The following is a 24357-nucleotide window of genomic DNA, read 5'->3' on the forward strand; positions in this document are numbered from 1 at the left end:
CCAGGCCTAAATTCCAGGCCTAGAGCCCAGGCCTGCAGGGCCCAGGGGGCTATTTCAGGTAGGGCGCCAGGTACTTCCCCGTCACGCTGGTCTTCTTCCGCGCCACCTCTTCGGGCGTGCCCACGGCGATGACGCGGCCGCCCTCGCCGCCGCCCTCGGGACCGAGGTCGAGGATCCAGTCGGCGGTCTTGATCACATCGAGGTTGTGCTCGATGACGATGACCGTATTCCCGGTCTCCACGAGCCGGTTGACCACTTCCAGCAGCTTCTGGATGTCCTTCAAATGCAGGCCCGTGGTGGGTTCGTCCAGGATGTAGACCGTGCGGCCCGTGGGGCGCTTGCTCAGCTCCTTGCCCAGCTTCACGCGCTGCGCCTCGCCCCCTGACAGCGTGGTGGCGCTCTGGCCCAGGCGGATGTAGCCCAGGCCCACATCCATGAGGGTCTGCAGCTTGTTGGCCAGCACCGGAATGGGCGCGAACAGCTCCAGCGCCTCCTCCACGGTCAGGTTCAGCACATCGGAGATGCTCTTGCCCTTGTAGTGGATCTCCAGCGTCTCGCGGTTGTAGCGCTTGCCCTTGCACTGCTCGCAGGTCACATACACATCCGGGAGGAAGTGCATCTCGATCTTGAGGACGCCGTCGCCCTCGCACTTCTCGCAGCGGCCGCCCTTCACATTGAAGCTGTAGCGGCCCGGCGCGTAGCCGCGGGCCTTGCTCTCGGGCAGCTGCGCGAACAGCTCCCGGAGCGGCGTGAAGAGGCCCGTGTAGGTGGCCGGGTTGCTGCGCGGCGTGCGGCCGATGGGCGCCTGGTCGATGTCGATGACCTTGTCCACGGCCTCCAGGCCCTTGATGGCCTTGTGCCTCCCGACGATGTGCACGCCCTGGTGCAGCTGGTTGGCCAGGGCCTTGTAGAGAATCTCGTTCACCAGCGTGCTCTTGCCCGAGCCGCTCACGCCGGTGACGCAGGTGAAGAGGCCGATGGGGAAGTCCGCGTCCACCTTCTTGAGGTTGTTCTCCTCGGCGCCCAGCACGGAGAGGTGTCCGCGCTTGGCCTTGCGCCGGGTGCGGGGCACGGAGATCGCGTCGCGGCCCGACAGGAAGTCGCCCGTCACGGAGCCCGGCGTGCGGCGGATCTCGTCCGGCGTGCCCTGGGCCACCACCTGGCCGCCGTGCTCTCCGGCGCCGGGCCCCATGTCCACCACATGATCGGCGGCGAGGATGGTCTCCAGATCGTGCTCCACCACCAGCACGGAGTTGCCCAGGTCGCGCATCTCCTGGAGGGTGCGGATGAGCTGCAGGTTGTCGCGCTGGTGCAGGCCGATGCTGGGTTCATCCAGCACATAGAGCACGCCCTGGAGCTTGCTGCCGATCTGCGTGGCGAGGCGGATGCGCTGACCCTCGCCGCCGGACAGGGTGGCCGCACTGCGGTCCAGCGTGAGGTAGCCGAGGCCCACATCGTCGAGGAACCCCAGCCGCTCGCGGACTTCCTTCAGCACCTTCTCGGCGATGACGGCCTCCTTGCCTTCCAGCACCAGGTCCGCGAACCACTTCCGGGCATCGCGCACGCTCTGCGAGACCACCTGGGCGATGTTCTGCCCCCCCACATACACCGCCAGCACTTCGGGTTTCAGGCGCAACCCGGCGCAGGCCTCGCAGGGGACGACGCGCATGGACTCCTCCAGCTCCGCGCGGATCTCCTCACTGGTGGTCTCGCGGTAGCGGCGCTCGAGGTTGCCGACGATGCCCTCGAAGTGGTGGACGAAGTCGTAGCGGTTCTTCTTGTTCTCGTAGGTGAAGCGCATCTCCTTCTCGGTGCCGTGCAGCAGCAGGCGCCGGATGTCCGCGGGCAGCTTCTTCCAGGGCATGTCCAGGCTGAATTTCGCCTTGCGGGCCAGCTGGTCCAGCATCTGCGAGCGCCAACCATCCTCGGACACGCTCTTCCAGCCGCTGGCCTGGATGGCGCCCTCGTTGATGGAGAGGGCCGGGTTCGGAATGATCAGCTCTTCCGCGAACTGGCGCTTGAAGCCCAGGCCGTCGCAGGTAGGGCAGGCGCCGTACGGCGTGTTGAAGGAGAAGGAGCGCGGCTCCAGCTCGGGCAGGCCCTGGCCGAACCTCCCGCACTTCGGGTTGTTGCAGGCCAGCTTGCTGGAGAAGAGGGTCTCAGTCCCATTCAGGTCCATCAGCGCCGAGCCTTCCGCCAGGTTGCAGGCGATCTCCAGGCTGTCGGCCAGCCGCGACTGGATGGAGGGGCTCACCTTCAGGCGGTCGATGACCACCTCGATGGTGTGCTTCTTCTGCTTGTCCAGGTCGGGCACGCCCTCGGTGAGATCCAGCATCTGTCCGTTGACGCGGGCCCGGATGTAGCCGCGCTTCATGAGGTCCTGGAGCAGCTTCTTGTACTCGCCCTTCCGGCCCCGCACCACGGGCGCCAGGATCTCCAGCTTGGCGCCCTCGGGCTGGCTCAGGATCTGGTCCGCCATCTCCTGGATGGTCTGGCTGGCGATGGCCTTCCCGCAGGCCACGCAGGTGGGCTTGCCCGTGCGCGCGAAGAGCAGGCGCAGGTAGTCGTAGATCTCCGTCACCGTGGCCACGGTGGAGCGGGGGTTCTTGCTGGTGGTCTTCTGCTCGATGGAGATGGCGGGCGAGAGGCCCTCGATGCTGTCCACATCGGGCTTTTCCATCTGGTCGAGGAACTGGCGGGCGTAGGCCGACAGGCTTTCCACATAGCGCCGCTGGCCCTCGGCGTAGAGGGTGTCGAAGGCGAGGCTGGACTTGCCCGAGCCCGACAGCCCCGTGATCACCACCAGCTGGTTCCTCGGCAGGCTGAGGTCGAAGTTCTTGAGGTTGTGCTCGCGGGCACCCTTGATGTGAATGTGTTCCATGGTCATTCCAGTTTACGCCATTTTTTCGCTTTCGCGATTTGTGTCTAGAATCATGGGATGCACCCAGCCGAACTGGCGATCCTGCTCCACCGGGCCCTGGAGGTCCGGCTGGCGGGGCTGCAGGCGCTGCTGGCCCCGGCGGACTGGGCCGAAAACATGGAACAGCTGCACCAGGTGCGCGTCTCCGCCCGGCGCCTCGGCGCGGTGCTCGACCTGGTGGATGCCGAGGCCTACCCCGGCCACAAGAGCCGGCGCCGGGCCCTGAAGGATCTGGTGGATGTCCTCGGCCTGCCCCGCGAACTCGATGTCCACGCGGACGACCTGAGGGCCCGGCTCCTCGAAGCCCGGAACCCGGTTCAGGCCGCCGCCCTCGAACACCTGCTGGAGGGGATGGACCGCGCCCGCGCCAAGGCCCGCCGGGCCATGCGCCGGGAGCTGGAGCACCTCCGCCTGCCGGATCTGCAGCGCCTGCTGGAGGTCCCGGCCCTGCGCGACCCCTTCCAGCAGATGTCACTCCAGGAGGCCGCCTGGGCCTGCCTGGGACCCCGCGTGGAGGCCGCGCTCGGGGATCTGGCCCCCCTGGCCGCCCAGGAGGATGCCCCGGCCCTGCACAAGGCGCGGGTGCGGATCAAGAAGCTGCGCTACGCGCTGGAGGCCCTGGAGAGCGCCTTCGCCGCGCCGCCCGAGGCCCTCTTGAAGGAGCTGCGCGGCCTCCAGACCGCCCTGGGGGACCACCACGACCTCGCCACCCTCGAAGCCCTGCTCTGGGAGACGGAGGCCGGACTCCGCAGCCGGGACCGTGGCACCCTCCGCGGGGGCGTGCTGGAACTCCTGGGCGAGGTGGCCGAAGCCCGCCGGGCCGCCTTCGACCGCTTCACCGCGCTGGCTCCGAGGCAGGGCTCCGCCGCCTTCTCCCGGGCGCTGCGCGAGGCCCTGGGGCTCCCACCTGCCGACGGCTCCCTGTGATGCTGCGGCGCGTGCGGATCCGCCCCCTGGCCTGGCTGCGCAGCGTCCACGCCAAGCTCTTCCTCCTGCTGGGTCTGGTCACCAGCCTGCTCACCGTGGCCGTGGCCTATTCCATCACCCGCAACAGCCGCCGCGAGCTGGAGAACTATTCCCGCAAGCTGGTGATCGAAGCCGCGGGCACCGTCGAGACCGACATCGTAGAGCGGGATCCCGGCTTCAAGGACCCCGACAAGCTCGATCAGCTGCTGGACAGCATCGCGGGCCCGGACCGCAGCATCTTCCAGATCGATGTCTTCAAGCGGGTCGGCAAGAGCAACGAGGTGGAGCTGGTGCGCTCCTCGGGAGACGAGGTGAATGTGGAGTGGGGCCCGGAGATCGGCTCCTACCTCTCGATCACCAAGCCCCAGGCCGAGCTGGTGGATCTCAACACGGGGGGCCGCGCCTGGAAGGTGTACCAGCCCATCCACAACCACAAACCCGGCCAGCCGCCCATCGGCCTCGTCCGCGCCTACTGCGATCTGGAGCGCTGGGAGGTGGTCTGGAGCAACAACTTCAACAAGACCCTGCACACCCTGCCCGGCGTTCTGCTGGGCGAGTTCATCCTGCTGTGGCTGATCCTGCGGGTGCTCATCAGCGATCCCATCGAGGCCATGGTGCTGGCCATGCAGCAGCTGGAGCGCGGCGAAGCCCAGGCCCGCGTGCCCATCAAGCGCAGCGACGAACTGGGCCTCATCGCCGCGCGCTTCAACGAGATGGCCGTCCAGCTCCAGCGCGCGGGCGAGGAGCGCGAGGCCCTGATCCGCGAGATCCGGGGCCTGAACGCCAACCTGCAGGACCGCATCGACGCCGCCCTGTCCGAGCTGCAGGCCAAGAACGCCGAACTCGCCGCCATGGCCGAGCGCATGGCGCTCCTGCGGGAGGAACTCAGCGGCCAGGAGCGGCTCGCCGTGGCCGGCCAGCTCGCGGCCACTTTCGCCCACGAGGTGGGCACGCCCCTCAACCTGGTGAACGGCCACCTCCAGCTCATGGATGCCCAGCCGGACCTGCCGGACCGCCTCCGCGAGCGCCTCCATGTGATCCACGCCCAGATCCAGCGCGTGGGCGACATCGTGCGCCGCATGCTCGACCTCACCCGGAGGCCCCAGCTGCACCGGGAGCCCCAGGCCTTCACCGACCTCCTGGACGACCTCCAGCAGCTGTGGACGCCCACCCTGACCTCGCACGGCATCACCGTGGAAACCGAGGTCCCCGCCGATTGCCGCCTGGATGTCGACCGCAAGCAGATGGAACAGCTCTTCCTCAACCTCATGAAGAACGCCGTGGACGCCATGCCCGCCGGCGGGACCGTGCGCCTTGCGGCGGGGCCCGCCGAGGACAGCACCCCCAACGGCCCCTGGTGGGAGCTGCGGTTCTCCGATTCGGGCCAGGGCATTCCCGCGGACCTGCTGAGCCAGGTCTTCCGCCCCATGTTCACCACCAAGCCCGAGGGCAAGGGCACCGGCCTCGGCCTCAGCATCTGCCGCGAGATCGTCCGCAACCACGGGGGCGATATTCGCCTCGACAGCACCGAAGGCAAGGGCACCTGCGTGGTATTCACCCTGCCCGGCGCGGTGGCCTGATCCCATCGGGGCGCCTTGGATGGAGCGGATTCAGAACAGCTTGCCCCGAATGCGCTCGAAGGCCTCGGTCCCGGGCCGGTAGGTTTCCGAGGCCATGCCCGGCAGGTCCGAGAGGTGGTAGCAGAAACGATCGACCCCGATCTCCCCGGCCAGCCTTTCCGCCTCAGCCAGGTCCTCGTCACGGTCGTTCCATGGGAACAGGATGTAGCGCCACAGGATCCTCGGCCGCAGCAGCCCCGCCCGGTCCCGCTCTTCCCTCAGCAGGCGCATGCCCCGAAGGATGTCCTCGAACCGGCCCCCGCGCCGATAGACCTCGTAGGTGGCCTGGCTGGCGCCATCCACGGACACGATGAGCTCATCCAGGCCCGAGGCCAGCAGCCCGGCCCGAACGCCCGGGTCACCGAGCCTGCTTCCGTTCGTGCTGGTGGTGATGATGGAGGACGGGCAGCGCTCCCTCATCAGGCGGCACATCGCGCTGAATTCCGGATGGAGGAGCGGCTCGCCGTAGTTGTAGAAGCAGATCTTGTCGATGGGCAGGTCGATGGCGTCGACCAACCGCCGGAAGAGATCCATCGGCATGAAAGTCACTTGGCGGGCCGAGACGGGCTGTTTCGACCTCGGGAAGCTGTGCCCGCAGATGGTGGGGCAGTCGAAATTGCACACGGCCGTGGGTTCGATCAGCAGCTGATGGATCCGCGGCGCCCCTCCCCCATTCGAGGTCTGTTCTTCCTCCGACAGCGGCTCGAAGCCCGGACACTGGTACAGCTGACACCCCTGGCAGGCGCTCCGGTCCCCCGCCAGCATGCGGGCCCGCATGGACCGGAAGGCTTCGCCCTCCCAGATCCCCGTCAGGCCGACGGGTTCAGCGCCCTCGATCAAGGCCTCCAGGATCGGGGCTTGGGCGGTCGAGCCGCAGGCCACCGTCCCGTCGCAGTTGATGACCATTTCCCGAAAGGGGATGGGACAGGGGAGCGCCCCGGTCTTGGGATTCCGGGCGGACCCTGGGCGGGTCCACCGATGCACCTTGTGGAAGAACTTGGCCACCTTCAGCAGGGGATAGGCCCACACCTGGCCCTGCTCACGCCGCCGCGCGAAGTGGAGCCGAGCTCTCAGGAGGCGAACCCCCGCCAGTCCCTTCATCCCGCCCCCTCAACCTCCGATGATACGGTCGGGCTGGGCCTGGATTAAATCTCCACGACCTCGACATCCCCCAGCGCCTCTTCCAGAAAGCGGCTGCCCACTTCCTTCAGGCGACTGCTGGCATCGGTGAGCTGGACGCGGAGGCTGCCGCGGGCGCCGGCGGTGCGGTAGCCGAGGGTGCCCTGCAGCATCCGGTCCACGGCCTTGGCGGTGACGCGGCCGCTATCGATCCAGCGGGTGCCGGGACGGCTGCGCTCCAGGCTCGTCATCAGCGTCGGATAGTGGGTGCAGCCCAGCACCACGGTCTTCACCTCGAAGGGCAGCTCGTTCATGTAGCGGCGGCAGATGCTGTCGGTGACCGGATCATCGAACCAGCCCTCCTCCGCCAGGGGCACCAGCAGGGGACAGGCCACGCTGTGGATGACCTTGCCGGGGTCGCGGCGCCGGATGGCGAGCTCGTAGGCCGCGCTGCTCACGGTGGCCAGGGTGCCGATGATGCCCACGGGGCCTGGAACCTCTGCCGCGGCCTCGGCGCCGGGCTCGATCACGCCGATCACGGGGCAGGGGCTCACGGCCTGCAGGGCCGGCAGGCCGTGGGCGCTGGCGGTGTTGCAGGCGATGACGATGAGCTTGGGCTCGTGACGCTGCAGCAGCTCGCCCATCTGCAGCGTGTAGCGCTCGATGGTGCGGTGGCTCTTGGTGCCGTAGGGCAGCCGGGCCGTGTCGCCGAGGTAGACCAGATCCTCCTGGGGCAGCAGCTGGCGCAGGGCATGGATGACCGTGAGCCCGCCGATGCCCGAGTCGAAGATGCCGATCGGACGGTCCGCGCGGCTCATGATGCCCGCACCGCCAGCACGGCGATCCACTCGCCTTCCGTCCGCACCTTCTCGGGCTTGAACCCGTGGGAGACGAGGCTCACCAGGGCTTCGTCCGTGCGCTCGGCCAGGATGCCGCTGGCGATGAGCCAGCCTCCGGGGGCGGCCACTTCCGCCATGCGGGGCAGCAGCTCCTGGATGGTCTCCAGCAGGATGTTGGCCAGCAGGCCCGGGTAGGGGCCCTGCACGCGCGGGTGATCCAGCGTGCCGACGAAGCTGTCGTAGGGCTTCGCGCCCTTCAGCAGGTGCGCATTGAGCGATATGAACTCTTCCATGGCGGGCCCGCAGTCGGGGTCGTTGTCGAAGGCCGTGAGGTCGCGGCCCCCCAGCAGGAAGGCGGCCAGCGACAGGATGCCGGTGCCCGCGCCGATGTCGAGGACCGGCCCCTTCAGGCGGCCCGCCGCGGCGAGCTCCTCCAGCAGTTCGATGCAGAGGCGGGTGGTCTCGTGGCCGCCGGTGCCGAAGGCCAGGCCGGGGTTCACCACGAGGTCGAAGCGGTCCGCCGGGGCGGGCGTCTCGTCCCAGAGGGGCCGCACATGGAAGCGCGCGCCCACTTCGAAGGCGCCGAAGCCCTCCCGGCTCTTGGCCAGCCAGTCCTCGTCCCCGAAGGTCTCAGTCTCGAGCAGACGCACGCCGGGAAACGCGGCCAAACCGCCCGCTTCAGGGGGCGCCTGGTCCGGCGGGAAGTAGGCGTAGCAGGCCCGCGGCGGATCGGCTTCGCGATAGAAGGCGGAGGAACCCGCCCCTTCCAGCCAGGCGCAGAGCCCTTCTTCCTGGGGGTCCGGGACTTCCAATTTCCATCTCAGGTGCGTCGCGTTCGCCATGCCCTCAGGGTAGCAGGGGGGGTCAGGCCTCAGCCTCGGCGCCGTCTCCATCCTCCAGGTCCAGCCGCTTCATTTTTTCAAGGAAGGTGGTGCGCTTGAGGCCCAGCAGGTCGGCGGCGCGCTTCTTGTTGCCGCGGGTGATGGCCAGGCTCTGGAGCATGAGCGTCTTCTCCATGTCCGACACCACCTGGTTGAGGTCCAGGCCCTCGGGCGGCAGGTCCAGCCCGTAGGCGGCGGCCGGGGGCGGCGCGAAGAGGGCCGAGGAGAAGGCCTGGCCCGCGGGCGGTGTTCCGGCCTGGAGTTCAGGCCGAGGCGCGCCATCGGCGGGAGTCGCGGCCAGGGACTCGACCGATTCGCCCATGCGCTCCGCGAGGAAGGCGAAGTCCTCCCGCGTGAGCACCGGGCGGGTGCCCGACAGCACGATGGCGCGCTCGATGGCGTTCTCCAGTTGGCGCACATTGCCGGGCCAGGGCAGGGCCATGAGCAGCGGATCCACGCTGGGGTGCAGGGCCTTGGGATAGAGGCCATGCTCGCGGGCCTTCCGGTTGAGGAAGTGCTGGGCCAGGAAGGGCACCTCCTCGCGCCGCGCGCGCAGGGGCGGCATGGTGATGGGCACCACTTCGAGGCGGTAGAAGAGGTCCTCGCGGAAGCTGCCGTCCTTCATCTTCTTCCAGAGGTCCACATTGGAGGCCGTCACCACGCGCACATCCACCTTCACGGGCGCGCCACCACCCAGGGGCTGCACCTCGCGCTCCTGGAGCACCCGCAGCAGGCGCACCTGGGCGCCCAGGGGCATGGTGCCCACTTCGTCGAGGAAGATGGTGCCGCCATGGGCCTCGCGGAACTTGCCCGGTGTGTCCTTGCGGGCATCCGTGAAGGCGCCCTTGTTGTAGCCGAAGAGTTCGGATTCCAGCAGGTTCTCGGGGATGGCGCCGCAGTGCACGGCCACGAAGGGCTCACCGGCCTCGGCGCTCATGCGGTGGATGGCCCGGGCGATGACTTCCTTGCCCGTGCCGCTCTCCCCCAGCAGCAGCACCGTGGCGCGGGTGGCGGCGGCGCTGCGGGCGCGGACCAGCACATCCTGCATGGCCGGGCTGGTGCTCACCAGGCCGAAGGCCAATGCCTGTGAGGCGCTCAGCTGCGTGGTGGTACCCGAGCGCGGGCGCAGGCCGGGCATGGGCGGCTCGGGCCCGAGCACGGCCCAGCGCACGGATCCCAGCGAACCCCACTCCCCCAGGGCCTTGGCATCCATGGGCGCCGCATCCGGCCTCAGGCCCAGCAGAATGGGCAGGGCCGCCACTTCGGCCATCATGCGGTTCAGTTCCGGCGGGGGCCAGGCGCCCCTGGCGCTGATCACCCACAGGTCCACATCCTTCGGCGCCAGGGCCGGGGACGCGCCGCGATCCACCGTGACATCCCAAAGGGCGGCCCACCGATGCTCCAGCCCCCCGGTGTCGTCCCCGAGGGTGGACCAGTGAAGGCGCGGCAGTTGGGTCATACACTCCTAATCTGAATTCAGCCTAGATGCAGATGTTTGCGGGTCAAGTCAAAAAAATGACGGCAACTTCCCCGCCTGCCCCGCGGCGTGCGATGGCTTGCCCTGCGGCGTACGATGGAAGGAGCCCCCGGAGGTTCCCATGGCCCTGACGGAATCCACCATGGTCCCGCTCGGTACGGCCTGCCCCGACTTCACCCTGCCGGGGGTGGATGGGCGGCTCTGGTCGCTGCACGACTTCCACTGCCCGGCCCTGCTGGTGGTGGTGATGTGCAACCACTGCCCCTATGTGCAGTCCGTGGATGACCGCATCAACGCGCTGGCCAAGGCCTATGCCGGCCGCTGCGCCGTGGTGGCCCTCAACGCGAACGATGCCGTGACCTATCCGGACGACAGCTACGAGGCCATGCGGGCCCGTGCCAGGGCCAAGGGCTTCGTCTTCCCCTACCTCTGGGACGAGGAGCAGACCGTGGCCCGCCGCCTCGGCGCCGTGTGCACCCCGGACTTCTTCCTCTACGATTCCCACCGCCGCCTCGCCTACCGGGGCCGCCTGGACGACAACTGGAAGGACGCCACCCGGGTCACCCACCGGGATCTGAAAGAAGCCATCGACCGCCTGCTGGCGGGCGAGGAGCCCCTGGAAATCCAGCACCCGAGCATGGGGTGCAGCATCAAGTGGAGGTCCTGATGAGGCGCGGCCTGCGGGCCTTCCTCCTGGTTCCGGCCCTGCTGGCGCCCCCGCTCCGGGCCCAGGCCCCCCAGGCCACCCAGGGGCTGAAGCTGGGCGACCCCTGTCCCGCCTTCGCCCTGCCGGGCACGGACGGGCGCACCCATGCCGCCGAGGCGGCGGAGCCCCTGCTCATGGTGGTGTTCCTCAGCACCGAGTGCCCCTATGTGATGGCCACCCAGGCCCGCATCAACGCCTACGCCAAACGGTACGCGGGCCATGTGGCGGTCCGGGCCATCAACGCCAACGATGTGGAGACCCATGGCCGCGAGTCCCTGGCCGACATGCAGGCCCAGGCCAAAGGGCAGGGCTTCGCGTTCCCCTACCTCAAGGATGAACCCCAGGCCGTGACCCGGGCCTTCGGCGCCGTCTGCACGCCGGACTTCTTCCTGTTCGACCGCGCGCGGAAGCTGGCCTACCGGGGCCGCATGGATGACAGCTGGCGCGACCCGTCGAAGGTCACCGTGCGCGACCTGGAGGCCGCCACCGAGGCCCTCCTGGCGGGCCGGCCCGTGGCCGCGGAGCAGGTTCCCAGCCGCGGCTGCAGCATCAAGTGGAAGTAGGCCGGCGGCGCCTCTTCTTCGCCCTGCCCTTGCCACCCCAGCTGCGGGAGGCTCTCGGCCGCTGGCAGGGCCGGTTGTCGGAGGACGCGGGGGAGGGTGCGCGCTGGTGCAGACCCGAGGGGCTCCACCTCACCCTGGCCTTCCTCGGTGACTGTCCCGAGGAGGCCCTGCCCCGCCTCGGCGCGGTGGGCGAAGCCGTGGCCGGACGCCGGGACGCCTTCGCCCTCCACACGGCGGGGCTCGGCGGCTTTCCGAGCCTCGGCGCGGCGCGGGTGCTCTGGCTGGGCCTGGAGCCCTCCCCCGCACTGGAGGCCCTGGCCGCGGACCTGCGCACGACCCTGGGCGCCGCCGGGGAACCCTTCGAGGCCCGACCGTTCCGGGCCCACCTCACCCTGGCGAGGTTCCGCCGAATCCGATCCCTCGCCGGGTTCCCGGCGCCGCCCCCTGCGGCCTTTGCGGCGGACCGGCTTGCGCTCTTCGAGAGCCGGCCCCAGGGATGTTACACGCCGCTGCAGGTCTGGTCCTTGCGGACGGTATGATCGGAGGTTTCGCCGGAGCCCCTGATGCGCCTCGCCCTCCTGCCCCTCTGCCTCGCCGCCGCCGCGCCCCTCTGCGCCCAGTGGGACCTGCGCCTGGAACTGCCGCGCCCCTCGGGCCAGAACCTGCCCCAGACCCTGATCTCCGGCACGGGCCAGCTGGCGGCGGGCGACTTCGACACGGGCAAGGGTTTCATCGCCTCCGTGAACCGCCAGATCTTCCAGGTGGGCCCCCTGCTCAAGCTCGAAGGCGGCCTCGAATACTCCCAGTTCACGGCCGACGGCCGCCTGGCCACGGGCGCCACTGCCCAGGGCACGAAGCTGAAGCAGCAGGGCGCCGGCCTCGGCCTGAACGCCCAGCTGTGGGTGCCCTTCGTGGGGATCGCCGGCGAGATCGGCCTCATCCAGCGCTTCCAGCGCTACACCGTGGACACGGCCGGAGCCGGCAGCGCCAAGGATCTGAGCCGCACCTGGCTGCGGGTGGGCGCCCGCTGGCGCATCCCCTCCGTGGTGGTGCACCCCTACCTGGCCGCCAGCTACCAGCAGCCCGTCAGCAAGGACCGCCCCGTGAAGGTGGGCAGCGCCTCGGACCTGACCACCTACTTCGCCGCCCAGGGCAGCGGCCAGGAGTTCGAGCGCCTGTGGACCTTCGGCGTGGGGGTGTCGTTCTGATGCGTGGGTTCCCCGCTTTTCTGACCCTGGTTCCCGTCCTCACCCCGACGCCCCTCCTCGCCCAGAAGTCCCCAGCTCTCGCCCCACCGGCCCGGCCCCACCTGGTGGTGGTCGTGTCCGTGGACCAGCTCTCCGCCGAGCTGATGCAGACCTACGGCCCGGAGCTGACCGGCGGCCTCGCGCGGCTGCGCCAGGAGGGCGCCTTCTTCACCGAGGCCTACCACGACCACGGCTTCACGGAGACGGGCCCCGGCCATTCCGTGCTGCTGTCGGGGCGCTTCCCGGCGAACACCGGCATCGTGGAGAACCGCTGGTTCGACCGCGGGACCGGCCGCCTGGTCTACTGCGTCGAGGATGCCGCCGCCCGGCCACTGCCCGCCGCGGGTCCCCCGGGGTCTTCCTCCGGATCTTCCTGGGGTTCTTCCAACGCCCGCTTCCTGGGCGACGGGCTGGGCGACTGGCTCCAGGCACAGGTGCCCGGCAGCCGGGCCTTCGCCGTGTCGGGCAAAGACCGGGCCGCGATCCTGATGGCCGGCCGCAAGCCCACCGCCGCCTACTGGTTCAGCGGGGCGGCGGGCTTCGGCACCTCCACCACCTACGCCCAGCGCCTGCCCGAGTGGCTGCTGCGCTTCGACGGCGGGCTGCAGGAGCGCTTCGCCACCCGGAGCTGGCTCTGGACCAAGACTCCCGGCACGCCCGAGGGCCGCGTGGCCACCTGGACCTTCCCGGGCCAGGTGATCCGCAACGGCGCCCTGCCGCGCCTCATCCAGGGCGCGGGCATGCCCCTCGACAAGACCTTCGAGGCCCGCTTCCGCAAATCCCCCTTCCTCGACGAGGTCACCCTGGAGGCCGCCGAGGCGCTGATGGACGCCGAGAAGCTGGGCCAGGGCCCGGCCACGGATCTGCTGGCGGTGAGCTTCTCCGCCACGGACTACATCGGCCACAGCTACGGCATCCTGGGCACGGAGATGCGGGACCAGCTGCACCGCCTGGACCGCACCCTGGGCCGCCTGCTCGAGGTCGTGCGCCGCCGCGATTCCAGGGCCTGGGTGATCCTCAGCGCCGACCACGGCGGCATGGACCTGCCCGAGGCCCTGGCGGATCAGGGCTTCCCCGCCCGGCGCGTGAACCCGCCCGTCTTCCTGAACGAGCTGCGCGCCGACCTCAAGGCCGCCTTCAAGGTGGACGCCGACCTCCTCCTGGAATCGCCCGAGCCCAACTCGCTCTACCTGCGGGAGGGCGCCCTGAAGGCCACGGGCCTCGAGCGGAAGGCGGTGCTGGCGCGGATGCAGGCCTGGCTGCGGGCCCGGCCCGAAGTGGCCGACGCCTTCACCGCCGAGGATCTGGCCGCCACCGACCCCAGCGCCACCGGAAGCCCCCGCGACACCAGCCTGCGCGTGCTGCTGCGCCGCAGCTTCCGCGCGGATCGCAGCGGCGATGTGCTGGTGGCCTTCAAGCCCTGGGTGGTCTTCGGCGTGCCCCCCGTCGAATGGGCCACGGGCCACGGCACCCCCTACGCCTACGACCGCCGAGTGCCCCTCATCTTCTGGGGCCCCTGGAAGGGCGGCGAACGGCCCGGCCCCGTCCGCACCGTGGACCTCGCCCCCACCCTGGCGCGGGAGCTGGGGCTCCAGCCCGGAGCCGTGGACGGCCAGGCGCTCGACCTCGGAAGGGCCGCCACCACCAACCGCAAAAAATAAAAGCGGTTTGCCCCAAAGAACACAAAGGGCACAAAGGCGGGCCGACCCTCCTGCTTTTTTGGGTTCTTTGTGGCTAAGTCTTTCTTGGCGGCGTCCTCAAGGTGGAGTTCTCCATGTCTCTTTCCCGCGGCGGTTCCCTCGTGATCCTCACCGGCGCGGGCATCTCCGCGGAAAGCGGGCTGCGGACCTTCCGCGCGGCGGACGGGCTGTGGGAGAACCACCGGGTGCAGGATGTGGCCACGCCCGAGGCCTTCCACCGGAACCCGGCCCTGGTCTACCGCTTCTACAACGAGCGGCGGCGGAGCCTGGCGACGGTCCAGCCCAACGCCGCCCATGAGGCCCTGGCGCGGCTCGAGCGCGCGTGGCCCGGCGAGCTTCTGCTGGTCACGCAGAATGTGGACGACCTCCACGACCGGGCGGGCTCGCAGAACCTGCTGCACATGCACGGCGAGCTGCTCAAGGCCCGCTGCCTCGCCTGCCGCGCCGTGGTGGCCTGGCCCGGCGACCTGGATGCCGACGACCACTGCCCGGCCTGCCGGCGCGGCCGGCTGCGCCCCCACATCGTCTGGTTCGGCGAGATGCCCCTGGAGATGGAGCGCATCTACCAAGCCCTGGACCGCTGCGCCCTCTTCGCCGCCATCGGCACCAGCGGCCATGTGTACCCCGCTGCGGGCTTCGTGGAGGCCGCAGCGCCCGGCGCCCGCACTGTGGAGCTCAACCTCGAGCCCAGCCTCGTGGCCGACGCCTTCCAGGAGCAGCGCGTCGGCAAGGCCACGGAGCTGGTGCCCGCCTTCGTGGCCGAGCTGCTGGGGGACTGAACCGGCGAGGGCATTCCGCAGGGCCTTGGGACCGCGAAGGGGAGGATCGAGAAAGCGGCCGTGCTTCAGGCATTCCGTCCCTGCCTAGACTCGACGGAGGGCCGTGCCGGAGAGGTCCGGGTTGAGCGAAAGGTTAGGTAACTGCGCGTAGTCTGGATAGTAATTTGCCTATTTGATGTAGATTTAGTCGAGGGAATAATTCTGGTTTAGGAGTGATTTTCGCTGAAAACCTATCCTCCGACCATTGGGGGTTATGGATGTTGAGATATGTCCAAAACGCCGCCAAATATTTATCCCTGGTGCAGAGACCGACACTAGTGCCAAACAACCCAGATCCGGCTGCCAAATATTCAAGAGAACGGATATCGGAAAGTGCGTTATATGCCTGTTGATGGGAATATGAGCCTTTTGGCTTGAGCACCCCACGGCCAATCCTTGGCTCGGAGCCATCTTGTGGCTCATAAAGGCATGATAATGCTGCAAATAGAACTAAGGAGTTTTTTAGAATATTATATTTAGATGCAAGCTCTAAAATTTGACTTTCTACTCTATTTGTATTTCTTTCAGATACGCGTGCTGACAAAATTGGAGATACTTCGACCAAAAAATCGACCTCTCGCTGATGCCTCGGTGCTATTGCGGTAATGACTTCATACAATCGTGGATACTCATCGTGGTTATGCCAAAAAACATGGGCCTCCGGTAAGCTTTTGGAAAGTAAGATGTTGGTGGAGTTGAGAGCCGTCGAAAATTCATCATAGGAAGGTATTCGGCCGTATTGGCCTTCGCTTGCTTGAATAAATGAATTTAGTTGATACCGTGAATTATTCAGATAACTAAGCCACCATCTCTCTGCCTCCAAATCCTTGCGGTCCGGCCGATTAATAAGCTTGGATATAGCTGCCGTTATACACCTATCAACCAAGATGATATTTGCAGATGAAAATGGAAGAGGCAGCCAGCCACCAAGTTGGAGGACCCAGATAACTACCGGGTGTTCTAGTTCAAGTGTGAGTTCGATAGTCGCAGTTTCGGGCATAGGACGATGAGTCACCCAACGAAAGAAGTTAACCGGCCTCGCCTGCACCGAGGCGCTGAACAAAGCCGAGATAGCGAAATGCTGAGAGAGAGCAAAAGGCAATGCCACCCGGGTCCGAGTTGAGCAGAGGGTTAGGAGTCGATTTCAGCACTGAATATTAATGTTTGGATATCACCATAAATTGATTCATACTCAATATTCCAGGTAATTTTCGAAGTAGTTGAAAGATAATTTTTAGCCTGTTCATGTGGTATATGCAAAAGGATGACCGGTTGTTTTGTTAGGATGTAATCTCCTTTTTTGCAATTCCAAGTTGACGCCAAATCAATGACACCCCGCGATCTAAGAGTACTTGTGAGTATGGAGATTGATGGAAAGAGAAGTTCATCCTTATCAATTTTAACTAAGAACTTCCTGATGACAGCGGGGCCTGCACCCGCATTAACTACCTGCCACTTGAATGGATGTCCTTCGAGTGAGAATCGATCTGCGTGTAAATAGGGTCGAACCGATAATTTGTTGTGACTTCTCTGAACTGCCACTTGCCACAACGAAACCACAAGCGCACAGAGAGCTACCGAGGCGGACCCCAAGGCGATGGATGCTTCTGGGCTCATTTGAGACTCCTAACGAATGAAGCTAAGCGGCCACGCCTGCACCGAGACGATAAGCGGAGCCGAGATAGCGCAATGCTGAGAGAGAGCGGAAGGCAATGCAGGCGGGGCCCAACTTGAGCGCAAGGTTAGGCGTTATTTGGATGATTTCATTTTGCGCAGCACACCGAGATATGTCTCGCTTTTTCCACGGTTGTCCCAGGTAGCGGCAATGTGCTCCTTGAGTGTGGGGATGTCCTTCTCAATGGTTGTTCGCCATAGATTCGCGCTGTATGGAAGAACGCGAAGGACATTATCTACATCGAAGACTCGATCAGTCCCCTCGGCATGAATAAGCGCTACGGGCTTTTCATTGGCTAGGCGCATTCCAAGTTCGAAGAGTACATTTGGGTTGTGCTCTGTTAGATCACAAATTGCCAGATCTGCATCAAGGACTTCATTCACAATTGTAGAGTGAATGATCTCGGTTCCCTGACGATTGGCGGTCCGAACTTCAAATCCTGCATCAGTAGCGGCCGGGATGATGAGGCTATTCAACACCTCCGTAAAGAATCCTTTGGAATATTTTCCGCTGCGCTCTGTGAATGGCATTATGACGAAGCACACCTGTCCGGTTTTGCGTTTGGGCTGACCGATAACTAAAGAACCAGATGGTTCCTTTGGCTTCGGTACTGATGGATCATTGCTTTCAATGAGGTCGCTTTCAGCGTATTCCGTAAGTTTCAAATATTCTGTATTTGCCCGAAAAACTTGAGAAAATTCTTCGTGTAATGCCTCAGGCAATCCAAATTGATTGCTAAGGGTATTCCCTAGGTATTTCAATTCTGGGAGTTGGCTACCTCGATAATGTTCCAGTACACGCTTGAAAACATCTACTGATAGGAATGCCTCTTTTTTAATCTGCTCTTCTTCTGCCTGAGATCCGGCGTAGGCAAGTCGGCGTCCGAGATCAGTTAAAGCAATACCTTCCGATCGAATAGTTCCGGTCGTAAGTCCAAATTGCGATGCGGCGGAGAGTAGATATACAAAATCATTATTGGTTGCTGAGAGGCCGCAATACTCAGCTACTAATGAAGGGTCGAGAGGATTACCACCATTCTTGATTTTTACGGCCGCCATCACATTTAAAGCTCTCTCTAGTGGAACGCGAGGGTACGGCCTCCGAATTTTTTGGGTCTTCTCTGCCAACTCGGTGCGCTTACTAGCTTTCTTTGGTTTACTCGTATTTCGCTTGGGTGTTACCATTGGGGTCTCCTGTTGTTGGTGACTGTTGGTGACGCCTATCTTTGAATTGAGCGAATCCACTCACGATCCGCCTGGGTTTCAATGAAAAATCCATCAAACCTCGAGCCCAACTCGGGAAATTTGCCCCCATCCTACCCGCGCTGGCGGGAAGGTCGAGTCAAAACGGGGTCCGGGTCGCTTTTTCGGGGGCCGGGGGCGGCCTAGCCCTTCAGCAGCCGCTCTTCGGCCAGGCGCAGCATGTGCTCGCAGGCGAGGACGCCATCCTGGTGGTTCATGCGCTGGAAGTGGCTGCGCAGGTGGCGCAGGGTGCGGGGGACGGCGGGGGCGAAGTGGGCCTTGCGGCGGTGCACCAGCTGGTGGCCGAAGGTGCCCAGGGCCTTGAGGTTCCGCTGGAGGGCGCTGAGGTTCAGCTCCTCCAGGAGCGCCTCGTGGTTCCAGCCCAGCTCGTTCTGGAGGGGCCCCACCAGGAGGCGGCCGGCCTCCCGGGACCAATCCCAGTAGCCGTCGTAGAGGATGCTGGCCAGGTCGTAGGTGGCGGCGCCACGGCGGGCATCCTGGAAGTCGATCACCACCAACCGGTCGCCGTGCACCATGAGGTTGCGCACATGGAAGTCGCGGTGGGCGAAGAAGTGGGCGCGGGTCTCCAGGCTGGCGTGGGCCTCGTCCATCATCCGTTCCAACCAGCGCGGCGGGTCCTTCTGGAGGAAGTCCTGGAAGAAGTTCTGGCGGCAGTAGTCCCACTCGAACTGGAACTTGGCCTGGTCGAAGACCCGGCCCATGAAGAAGGCGTGGGGCGGTGCGCCCAGGGTGAGGGGGCCGGCCAGGGTGGCCAGCAGCCAGCCGGCCTGCCGCGCCCAGTGCTGCTCCTCCTCGGGATGCGCCACCAGCCGGCTTTCCAGCGTGTCGTCCCCCAGGTCCTCCACCAGCAGGCAGCGGTCCTCGTCATCGCAGGCCACGATGGTGGGCACCCGCAGCACGGGATCTAAGTAAGCCTGCAGGGCCCGGAACTCGAAGTAGGAGTCGTCGCTCTTCCCCGGCGCATCCAGCGGGTGCAGCACCACCAGGGCCGTGCCCAGCTGCGGGTGGGCCGCGCGGAAGTATTGCCGCGCCCCGACATCCCCCGCCAGGGGCCGGGCATCCGACAGGCTCCAGCGGGCCAGGGCGCGGTCAAGGCGGGCATCCATGCCCCCAGAGTACTCCCGGAAGGCCCGCCGCGCGGAGGCGATCCCGGAGCCGAGCCCGGGGCCGAACCCGGAGCAGAGCCCGAGACGGGGCCCGAGAGGGGGGACCGGGGACGGGGCTAACCCGAACTACGGAAGCTTTCGTAGGCATGGGATTCCCCGGAGGGTTCATGCGCCTGTCCATGCACTTGGCCCTGACCTTGGCCAGACACCTGCCCGGCCGCTGGCTGCTCTGCCTGTGGGCCGGCCTCCTGCCCCTCCGGGCCGACGATGCGATCGACGCCTTCATGCGCCAGCAGATGGACCGGGCCCACATCCCCGGAGCCGCCGTGGCCGTGATCCGGAACGGCCGCATCGAGAAGCTGGCCGCCTATGGCACCGCCAGCCTGGAAACCGGTGCCCCGGTGACGCCCGACACGCCCTTCCAGATCGCCTCGGCCACCAAGCTCTTCACGGGCGTGCTGCTCATGCAGCTGGTGGAGGAGGGCAAGGTGGATCTCGACGCGCCCATCTCCACCTATGTGGGCGAGGTGCCCGCCCCCTGGCGGCCCATCACCGTCCGCCATCTGGCGGCCCACGCCTCGGGCATGACGCCCAAGATGGTGGGCGATCCCGGCCAGAGCCTCGCCCAGGTGATGAAGGCGGCCCAGGCCCTGCCTCTGGCCGCGGCGCCGGGCGCGGTGTCGGCCTACGGATCGGATGACTTCTCGGTGCTGGCCCTGATCCTGGAGAAGGCCGGCGGCCGGCCCTTCCCCGACCTGCTGCGGGAGCGCGTGTGGAAGCCCCTGGGCCTGGGCCACACGGCCTTCGAGGATGTCACCGAAGTCGGGGCGGTGCGCACCGCGGAGGTGATACCCGGACGGGCCAGCGTCTACCAATGGCGGGGCGACCGCCAGCGCCTGCACTGGTTCCTCTACCCCGTCCACGCCTATGCCGCCGGGGGCGCCTTCGTGAGCCTGCGGGACGAGGCCAGCCTCCTCCTGGCCATCGACCAGGGGCGCCTGCTCAGTCCCAGGAGCCGGGAGGCCCTGTGGACGCCCTTCCGCCTGAACGACGGCCGGCCCGCGGGCTTCGGCGTCACCTGGAGCACGGGCACCCTGGCGGGCCGGCCCACCACGGGCCACAGCGGCGGCCCGGCCCTCTCCGATGTGCTCTACCTCCCCAAGGAGCGCCTGGGGGTCATCGTCTTCACCAACCAGCAGCGCCTCTTCCCCAGCCTGGCCCGCGCCCTGGCCGCGCGCCTGCTTCCGCCCGGACCCTTCGCCGCCGAGGCCGCCCCGGCGGATCCCGAGGCCCCCCTGACGGCCCGCCACCGCGCCCTGATCGAAGCGCTGGGCCGCGGCCAGGCGGACCCCGCGGCCTTCAGCGGCGAGGCCGCCGCCGCGCTGCCCGAGGCCCAACCCTGGCTCGATCTCCAGCTGCAGCCCTATGGCCCCCTCACCCGTCTGGTCTTCCAGGCGGAGCGCTCCGAAGGCGGCCATCGCGTGCGCATCTACCGGGCCTTCCACGAGGGCGGCGCCACGGTGGCCTGGACGCTCACCCTGGAGGGCCAGGGCCGCATCTCGGACTTCGACCTGAAGGAGGAGTAGGCCTCAGAGCCCCAGAGCCTCAAAGCCCCAGGCGCACCTGGTTCCCGTCCTCCTCGAACCACAGCGCGTCGGCATCGGTCATGGCCGGATGCGGGGCGGCGCCGGGGCCAAAAACACAGCGGGTGAGGCGTCCGGCAGATCCCTCCGCGAGCCGGGCCGCGGGGTGGAGGTAGCAGCCGGGCAGGCGGCCTTCCTCCTGCGGGGCCAGCTCGGCGGCGATCTCGATCAGGGCCCCGGCGGTGCCCACTTCGCGCCAGGGGAAGGGCTCCACCACCACGCCCTGATGGCCCATGGGGAGCGCGGCCAGCCGGGGCCGCAGGTCGTTCACCTCGCTGGGCCCCTCGGGCAGCAGGGCCAGGGCCTCCGGCGACCAGGCGGCGGCGCCGGTGAAGTGGTAGGGCCCCCAGGGACCCGCCACGCCCTTCGGCAGCACGCGGCCCTCGTGATCCATCCACACGGGGTTCCAGTCGCCGCCGGGATGGGGCACCAGCAGCCAGCTGAGGGTGGCCCGCGCCTCGCGGTGCCGCGCCCGCAGAACCTCGAAGGGCACCCCGTCGGCCCAGATGTCGGCGTTCCAGGTGAGGAGCTCCCCGGCCACGCGGCCCCGCGCGTGCAGCAGGCCCCCGGCGCTGCCCAGCAGCTCGGGTTCGTCGAAGACCTCGAGCCCCTCGGCCACGGTCCGCAGGCGCTCGGGCCACAGGTGTGCATTGCAGCCGAGGCGTGTCGCACCGGCCTGCCGCAGGGCTTGCGCGCCCCACTGGAGCAGGGCGCGGCCCCGGAGCGTCCAGGCGGGCTTGGGCAGGCAGCGGCTCAGCGCCCCCATGCGGGTGCCCAGGCCCGCGGCCAGGAGGAAGCCCTCAATCGGTTCCGGCATCGCCGTTCCCGGGGGGCAGGGGCTTCAGCAGGAACTGGCCCGGCGCCAGCCCGCGCATGGAGAGGACGCGGATGCGCCAGCCCTGCAGCCGCAGCTCGTCGCCCGGACGCAGCACGCGGCCCAGGCGTTCCTGGAAGAAGCCGCCGAGGCTGACGGAGCCCGCCTCGGCCTGCAGGTCCAGCTGCAGATGATCCACCAGCTGCTCCAGCATCACATTGCCCTGGGCCAGCCAGGCGCCGCCGCGGGTCTTCCGCAGCTGGATGGCCTCGCGGTCGAACTCGTCCTGGATCTCGCCGACCAGCTCCTCCAGCACATCCTCGAGGGTGACCAGGCCATCCACGCCGCCGTGCTCGTTCACCACCAGGGCCAGGTGCTGCTTGCGCTGCTGGAACTCCAGCAGCAGGCCCTGGATGAGCTTCATCTCGGGCACGAAGAAGGCCGGGCGGGCCAGGGCCCTCAGGTTCACGATGCCGCCGCCGTCCTGCATGGCCCAGAGCAGATCCTTCATGTGGATGACGCCCACCACGCGGTCCAGGTCGCCCTCCACCAGCGGGAGGCGGGTGTGGACGGTGGTGCGGGCGAGGGCGAGGTTCTCCGCCAGGCTGTGGGCCAGGTCGAAGCACACCACCCGGGCCCGGGGCACGGCGATCTCCTTCACGGTGCGGCGGCTGAAATCGAACAGGTTCTCGATGAGCTCCTTGCGGTCCAGCTCCAGGCGCCCCTCGGCCTGGCTGCGCTCGAGCATGCGGCGGAACTCGGCTTCCGAAGGCAGCATGTCCTCGGCGTCGGCCTCGGGGTGGACGCCGAAGATGCGCAGGACCATGTGGCTCAGCCGGATGAGGACCCAGGTGAGGGGGCGCACGAGGCGGGACCAGGCCAGCAGCGGCCCGGCGGTGCGCAGGGCCCAGGGCACGGCGGCGCGGATGGCCAGGCTGCGGGGCACCAGCTCGGCCAGCACCACATCCAGGGTGGTCATCACCAGCAGGGCCAGGCCCGAGCTCAGGGGCGCCACCAGGGCAGGCCAGGGCAGGTGGCCGAAGGCGGCGCGGAAGCCGTGGCTGAACAGTTCCTCGCCCACGGCGCCCAGGGCCAGGGCGCACAGCACGATGCCCGCCTGGATGGAGGAGAGGTGGTGGCCCAGGTGCCGATGCACCTCCAGGGCGAAAGCCGCCCGGGGATCGGCGTCCACCAGGGCCTCCAGCTGCGTGGACCGCACGCGCACGGCCGCGAACTCGGCCATGACGAAGAAGGCGCTGGTCAGGAGGAGGGCGGCGCAGATGAGGGCCGCGGCGAGGTTCACGGAGGTCAGCCCTTCGCGAGGTCAGAGCCGCGGCGCAGCCGCTCCTGGACTTCCTGGAGCAGGGCGTCGAGGCTCTGGAGGCGCTCGCGGTGCTCGGAGAGCTGGCCGTGGACGGCCTGCTTCTCCTGGGCCAGGGCGCTGTGCGCGTCCTGCTGGTCCGCCAGGGCCTGGGCCATGCGGCTCAGCTGCGCCTCTTTCTGATCCAAGCCGTTCATCAGCTCCAGGCGCTCGCCATCGTGCTGGATGGTGGCCTCGTCGAGCCGCTGGCGGAATTCCGCGACCTGGTCCCCCAGCCGGGCGGCCTCCTCCCGGCTGGCCGCCAGCTGCTGATCCCGTTCCTGGAGCTGGGCCTGGCTGGCCGCCAGCTCCTCCTCCACCTGCCGGAGGCGGGTGCCGAGCTCGGCGAGGTCCCGGCCCTGGCCGCGCATGGTGGCCTCCAGCCCCGCCACCTCGAGCTGCAGGACATGGGCCTTCTCCTTGTACCCCGCCACTTCCAGCAGGGCGGCCTGATGGACGCCCTCCAGGGTGGCGTGCTGGCCCACGAGCCCTTCCAGGGTGGCATTCAGCTGGCCCTGGGCCTCCAGGGCCGCTTCCAGGGCCTGCTGCTTGCCGGCGAGAGCCTCATCCTTGGCAGCCAGCGCCTCGTCTTTTGCAGCCAGCGCCTCCCGATGGCTGGCGCGGGCGGCCTCCAGCTCCTGGGCCAGCTCCTGCGCCTGGGCGCGGAAGGGCTCCAGGTCCAGGTTTTCGTGGAGCAGCCGGTCGCGCTCCTTGAGCAGCTCGATGGCGCGCTGGGCCTTGTCGCCCACCTGCTGGTTCAGGGCCTCCACCTGGGCGATCAGGTCGGCCCGTTCCCCCAGGGCCTCCTTCAGCTGCGCCTTCAGGGACTCGGCCCCCTCGCCCTCCCGGGCCTGGGTTTCCTGCAACTGGCGCAGGGCCGTCTCCGCTTCCGCCAGCCGCGCCTTCAGGCCTTCGGCCTCCTGGTCCCGGCGGGCCATCTCGTCGAGGTTCAGGGTCACGGAGCCCAGGTGCTGCTGGAGCTCGCCCTCGGCCTGGCGGAGGCGCTGGTCCTTGGTGCGCAGCTCCTCGCGCAGGGCGGCTACCTCGGTTTCCAGCTGGTGGATCCGGGCGTTGTCCCGCGGGGCCTCCTGGACGGCCGTCGCCGGGCCGGGAGCCGGGACCGCCGCCGCGGCCGCCGAGGGAGCGAGGGCCGGCTCCGCGGCGGGGGCCGGGCCGTCCAGGGCGTTCCTCAGGCCATCCAGCCAGTCGTCGCCCAGCTCGGTGTCCACCAGCTCGCCCAGGGGGTTGTCGGGATCGAGGACGCGGCCGGGCACCAGGGGCGTGAGCGCGGCCACGAGGGCGCTGGGGGCGATGGGCTTGTGGAGGTAGAGGTCGGCCTTGCCCTTCAGGGTCTGGTGGCGGCGGTATTCCTCCTCCGTGGCCTTGGCGCTGATGAGGGCCACCTTCAGGCCCTCCAGGGCCGCGTTCTTGCGCAGGCTGGAGCAGAGGGCGTAGCCCTTGTTGTCCGCCACCTCCACGCAGATGAGCACCGCGGCGAAGTCCCCGCGCTCCAGGCGCGGCACCACGCCCTCCGGGGAGGCCGCCACCTCGAGGTCGAAGGCCGCCTCAAGGCTGACCTGGTGCTCCTTGAGGAAGCTCCGGTCGCTGTCCACGAGGAGGAGGCGCTGGCCCATGATCGATC

At 67.7% G+C, this 24357-nt stretch carries 21 protein-coding genes; 9 read left to right on the forward strand and 12 right to left on the reverse strand.

Going from position 1 to position 24357, the window contains the following annotated elements; translation table 11 throughout:
* Nucleotides 1–49: 49 nt before the first annotated feature.
* Complete coding sequence (gene uvrA, locus QUD34_RS14620) at nt 50–2887, reverse strand: excinuclease ABC subunit UvrA (RefSeq protein WP_375379989.1); 2838 nt, start codon at nt 2885–2887, stop codon at nt 50–52.
* Nucleotides 2888–2938: 51 nt separating this feature from the next.
* On the opposite strand from uvrA, the gene QUD34_RS14625 reads away from it, so the two are divergent.
* Nucleotides 2939–3847 (forward strand): CHAD domain-containing protein, encoded by a 909-nt coding sequence (locus QUD34_RS14625; protein ID WP_286354432.1) that lies wholly within the window; start codon nt 2939–2941, stop codon nt 3845–3847.
* Nucleotides 3847–5466, forward strand: coding sequence for a sensor histidine kinase (locus QUD34_RS14630; RefSeq protein ID WP_286354433.1), 1620 nt, complete (start codon nt 3847–3849; stop codon nt 5464–5466). The genes QUD34_RS14625 and QUD34_RS14630 overlap by 1 nt, the downstream gene beginning before the upstream one ends.
* A gap of 30 nt (nt 5467–5496) precedes the next feature.
* Here the strand turns inward: QUD34_RS14630 and QUD34_RS14635 are convergent, their stop codons facing one another.
* From QUD34_RS14635 to QUD34_RS14650, 4 genes are read right to left on the reverse strand one after another with little or no spacing between them, the layout of a single operon-like run.
* Nucleotides 5497–6606: a radical SAM/SPASM domain-containing protein gene (locus QUD34_RS14635; RefSeq protein ID WP_286354434.1), complete on the reverse strand. Its 1110-nt coding sequence runs from the start codon at nt 6604–6606 to the stop codon at nt 5497–5499.
* A 44-nt stretch (nt 6607–6650) separates the two neighbouring features.
* Entirely contained in the window at nt 6651–7472 is an 822-nt protein-coding gene (gene murI / locus QUD34_RS14640) for a glutamate racemase (protein ID WP_286354435.1), read from the reverse strand.
* Nucleotides 7439–8305, reverse strand: a complete 867-nt coding sequence (locus QUD34_RS14645; protein WP_286354436.1) for a 50S ribosomal protein L11 methyltransferase — start codon at nt 8303–8305, stop codon at nt 7439–7441. Before QUD34_RS14645 ends, murI begins: the two co-directional genes overlap by 34 nt.
* A gap of 22 nt (nt 8306–8327) precedes the next feature.
* On the reverse strand, nt 8328–9803 hold the full coding sequence (locus QUD34_RS14650) for a sigma-54 interaction domain-containing protein (protein ID WP_286354437.1): 1476 nt from the start codon (nt 9801–9803) through the stop codon (nt 8328–8330).
* Nucleotides 9804–9942: 139 nt separating this feature from the next.
* Here QUD34_RS14650 and QUD34_RS14655 point away from each other — a divergent pair, with 139 nt between their 5' ends.
* The 6 genes from QUD34_RS14655 to cobB all read left to right on the forward strand — a co-directional run bounded on the left by QUD34_RS14655 (nt 9943) and on the right by cobB (nt 14816).
* Nucleotides 9943–10488, forward strand: a complete 546-nt coding sequence (locus tag QUD34_RS14655) for a thioredoxin family protein (protein WP_286354438.1) — start codon at nt 9943–9945, stop codon at nt 10486–10488.
* Nucleotides 10488–11090, forward strand: coding sequence for a thioredoxin family protein (locus tag QUD34_RS14660; protein ID WP_286354439.1), 603 nt, complete (start codon nt 10488–10490; stop codon nt 11088–11090). Before QUD34_RS14655 ends, QUD34_RS14660 begins: the two co-directional genes overlap by 1 nt.
* Nucleotides 11081–11629, forward strand: a complete 549-nt coding sequence (thpR, locus tag QUD34_RS14665; protein ID WP_286354440.1) for an RNA 2',3'-cyclic phosphodiesterase — start codon at nt 11081–11083, stop codon at nt 11627–11629. Before QUD34_RS14660 ends, thpR begins: the two co-directional genes overlap by 10 nt.
* 24 nt (nt 11630–11653) lie before the next feature.
* Nucleotides 11654–12298: a hypothetical protein gene (locus tag QUD34_RS14670; RefSeq protein ID WP_286354441.1), complete on the forward strand. Its 645-nt coding sequence runs from the start codon at nt 11654–11656 to the stop codon at nt 12296–12298.
* Nucleotides 12298–13998 (forward strand): alkaline phosphatase family protein, encoded by a 1701-nt coding sequence (locus QUD34_RS14675; protein ID WP_286354442.1) that lies wholly within the window; start codon nt 12298–12300, stop codon nt 13996–13998. The genes QUD34_RS14670 and QUD34_RS14675 overlap by 1 nt, the downstream gene beginning before the upstream one ends.
* A 113-nt stretch (nt 13999–14111) precedes the next feature.
* On the forward strand, nt 14112–14816 hold the full coding sequence (gene cobB / locus QUD34_RS14680) for a Sir2 family NAD+-dependent deacetylase (protein WP_286354443.1): 705 nt from the start codon (nt 14112–14114) through the stop codon (nt 14814–14816).
* Nucleotides 14817–14949: 133 nt separating this feature from the next.
* On the opposite strand, the gene QUD34_RS14685 is transcribed toward cobB, so the two are convergent.
* From QUD34_RS14685 to QUD34_RS14700, 4 genes are all read right to left on the reverse strand, one after another.
* A complete protein-coding gene (locus QUD34_RS14685; protein WP_286354444.1) occupies nt 14950–15963 on the reverse strand; it encodes a hypothetical protein in 1014 nt (337 codons plus the stop codon).
* Nucleotides 15964–15986: 23 nt separating this feature from the next.
* Nucleotides 15987–16472: a hypothetical protein gene (locus QUD34_RS14690; protein ID WP_286354445.1), complete on the reverse strand. Its 486-nt coding sequence runs from the start codon at nt 16470–16472 to the stop codon at nt 15987–15989.
* Nucleotides 16473–16604: 132 nt separating this feature from the next.
* Entirely contained in the window at nt 16605–17774 is a 1170-nt protein-coding gene (locus tag QUD34_RS14695) for a hypothetical protein (protein ID WP_286354446.1), read from the reverse strand.
* A 140-nt stretch (nt 17775–17914) separates the two neighbouring features.
* On the reverse strand, nt 17915–18898 hold the full coding sequence (locus tag QUD34_RS14700; RefSeq protein WP_286354447.1) for a phosphotransferase: 984 nt from the start codon (nt 18896–18898) through the stop codon (nt 17915–17917).
* Nucleotides 18899–19065: 167 nt separating this feature from the next.
* On the opposite strand from QUD34_RS14700, the gene QUD34_RS14705 reads away from it, so the two are divergent.
* Complete coding sequence (locus tag QUD34_RS14705; protein WP_286354448.1) at nt 19066–20484, forward strand: serine hydrolase domain-containing protein; 1419 nt, start codon at nt 19066–19068, stop codon at nt 20482–20484.
* A gap of 19 nt (nt 20485–20503) precedes the next feature.
* Here the strand turns inward: QUD34_RS14705 and QUD34_RS14710 are convergent, their stop codons facing one another.
* The 3 genes from QUD34_RS14710 to QUD34_RS14720 are packed head-to-tail and all read right to left on the reverse strand — an operon-like array spanning nt 20504 to nt 24349.
* Nucleotides 20504–21358, reverse strand: coding sequence for an NTP transferase domain-containing protein (locus QUD34_RS14710; protein ID WP_286354449.1), 855 nt, complete (start codon nt 21356–21358; stop codon nt 20504–20506).
* The gene (locus QUD34_RS14715; protein ID WP_286354450.1) at nt 21342–22658 is read right to left on the reverse strand and encodes a hemolysin family protein; all 1317 of its coding nucleotides are present in this window, start codon (nt 22656–22658) and stop codon (nt 21342–21344) included. The genes QUD34_RS14710 and QUD34_RS14715 overlap by 17 nt, the downstream gene beginning before the upstream one ends.
* Nucleotides 22659–22663: 5 nt before the next feature.
* Entirely contained in the window at nt 22664–24349 is a 1686-nt protein-coding gene (locus tag QUD34_RS14720) for a response regulator (RefSeq protein ID WP_286354451.1), read from the reverse strand.
* Between the last annotated feature and the right edge of the window lie 8 nt (nt 24350–24357).

Origin of the sequence: Geothrix oryzae (genome assembly GCF_030295385.1) — a bacterium.
GTDB lineage: Bacteria > Acidobacteriota > Holophagae > Holophagales > Holophagaceae > Geothrix > Geothrix oryzae.

Bases quoted from the DNA above. Each gene is read 5' to 3' on its own strand.
- QUD34_RS14650 (WP_286354437.1), bottom strand. From the start codon at position 9,803: ATGACCCAACTGCCGCGCCTTCACTGGTCCACCCTCGGGGACGACACC.
- QUD34_RS14625 (WP_286354432.1), top strand. From the start codon at position 2,939: ATGCACCCAGCCGAACTGGCGATCCTGCTCCACCGGGCCCTGGAGGTC.
- QUD34_RS14660 (WP_286354439.1), top strand. From the start codon at position 10,488: ATGAGGCGCGGCCTGCGGGCCTTCCTCCTGGTTCCGGCCCTGCTGGCG.
- QUD34_RS14710 (WP_286354449.1), bottom strand. From the start codon at position 21,358: ATGCCGGAACCGATTGAGGGCTTCCTCCTGGCCGCGGGCCTGGGCACC.
- QUD34_RS14670 (WP_286354441.1), top strand. From the start codon at position 11,654: ATGCGCCTCGCCCTCCTGCCCCTCTGCCTCGCCGCCGCCGCGCCCCTC.
- QUD34_RS14635 (WP_286354434.1), bottom strand. From the start codon at position 6,606: ATGAAGGGACTGGCGGGGGTTCGCCTCCTGAGAGCTCGGCTCCACTTC.
- QUD34_RS14720 (WP_286354451.1), bottom strand. From the start codon at position 24,349: ATGGGCCAGCGCCTCCTCCTCGTGGACAGCGACCGGAGCTTCCTCAAG.
- cobB (WP_286354443.1), top strand. From the start codon at position 14,112: ATGTCTCTTTCCCGCGGCGGTTCCCTCGTGATCCTCACCGGCGCGGGC.
- QUD34_RS14645 (WP_286354436.1), bottom strand. From the start codon at position 8,305: ATGGCGAACGCGACGCACCTGAGATGGAAATTGGAAGTCCCGGACCCC.
- uvrA (WP_375379989.1), bottom strand. From the start codon at position 2,887: ATGACCATGGAACACATTCACATCAAGGGTGCCCGCGAGCACAACCTC.
- QUD34_RS14705 (WP_286354448.1), top strand. From the start codon at position 19,066: ATGCGCCTGTCCATGCACTTGGCCCTGACCTTGGCCAGACACCTGCCC.
- QUD34_RS14655 (WP_286354438.1), top strand. From the start codon at position 9,943: ATGGCCCTGACGGAATCCACCATGGTCCCGCTCGGTACGGCCTGCCCC.
- QUD34_RS14690 (WP_286354445.1), bottom strand. From the start codon at position 16,472: ATGAGCCCAGAAGCATCCATCGCCTTGGGGTCCGCCTCGGTAGCTCTC.
- QUD34_RS14630 (WP_286354433.1), top strand. From the start codon at position 3,847: ATGCTGCGGCGCGTGCGGATCCGCCCCCTGGCCTGGCTGCGCAGCGTC.
- QUD34_RS14700 (WP_286354447.1), bottom strand. From the start codon at position 18,898: ATGGATGCCCGCCTTGACCGCGCCCTGGCCCGCTGGAGCCTGTCGGAT.
- QUD34_RS14675 (WP_286354442.1), top strand. From the start codon at position 12,298: ATGCGTGGGTTCCCCGCTTTTCTGACCCTGGTTCCCGTCCTCACCCCG.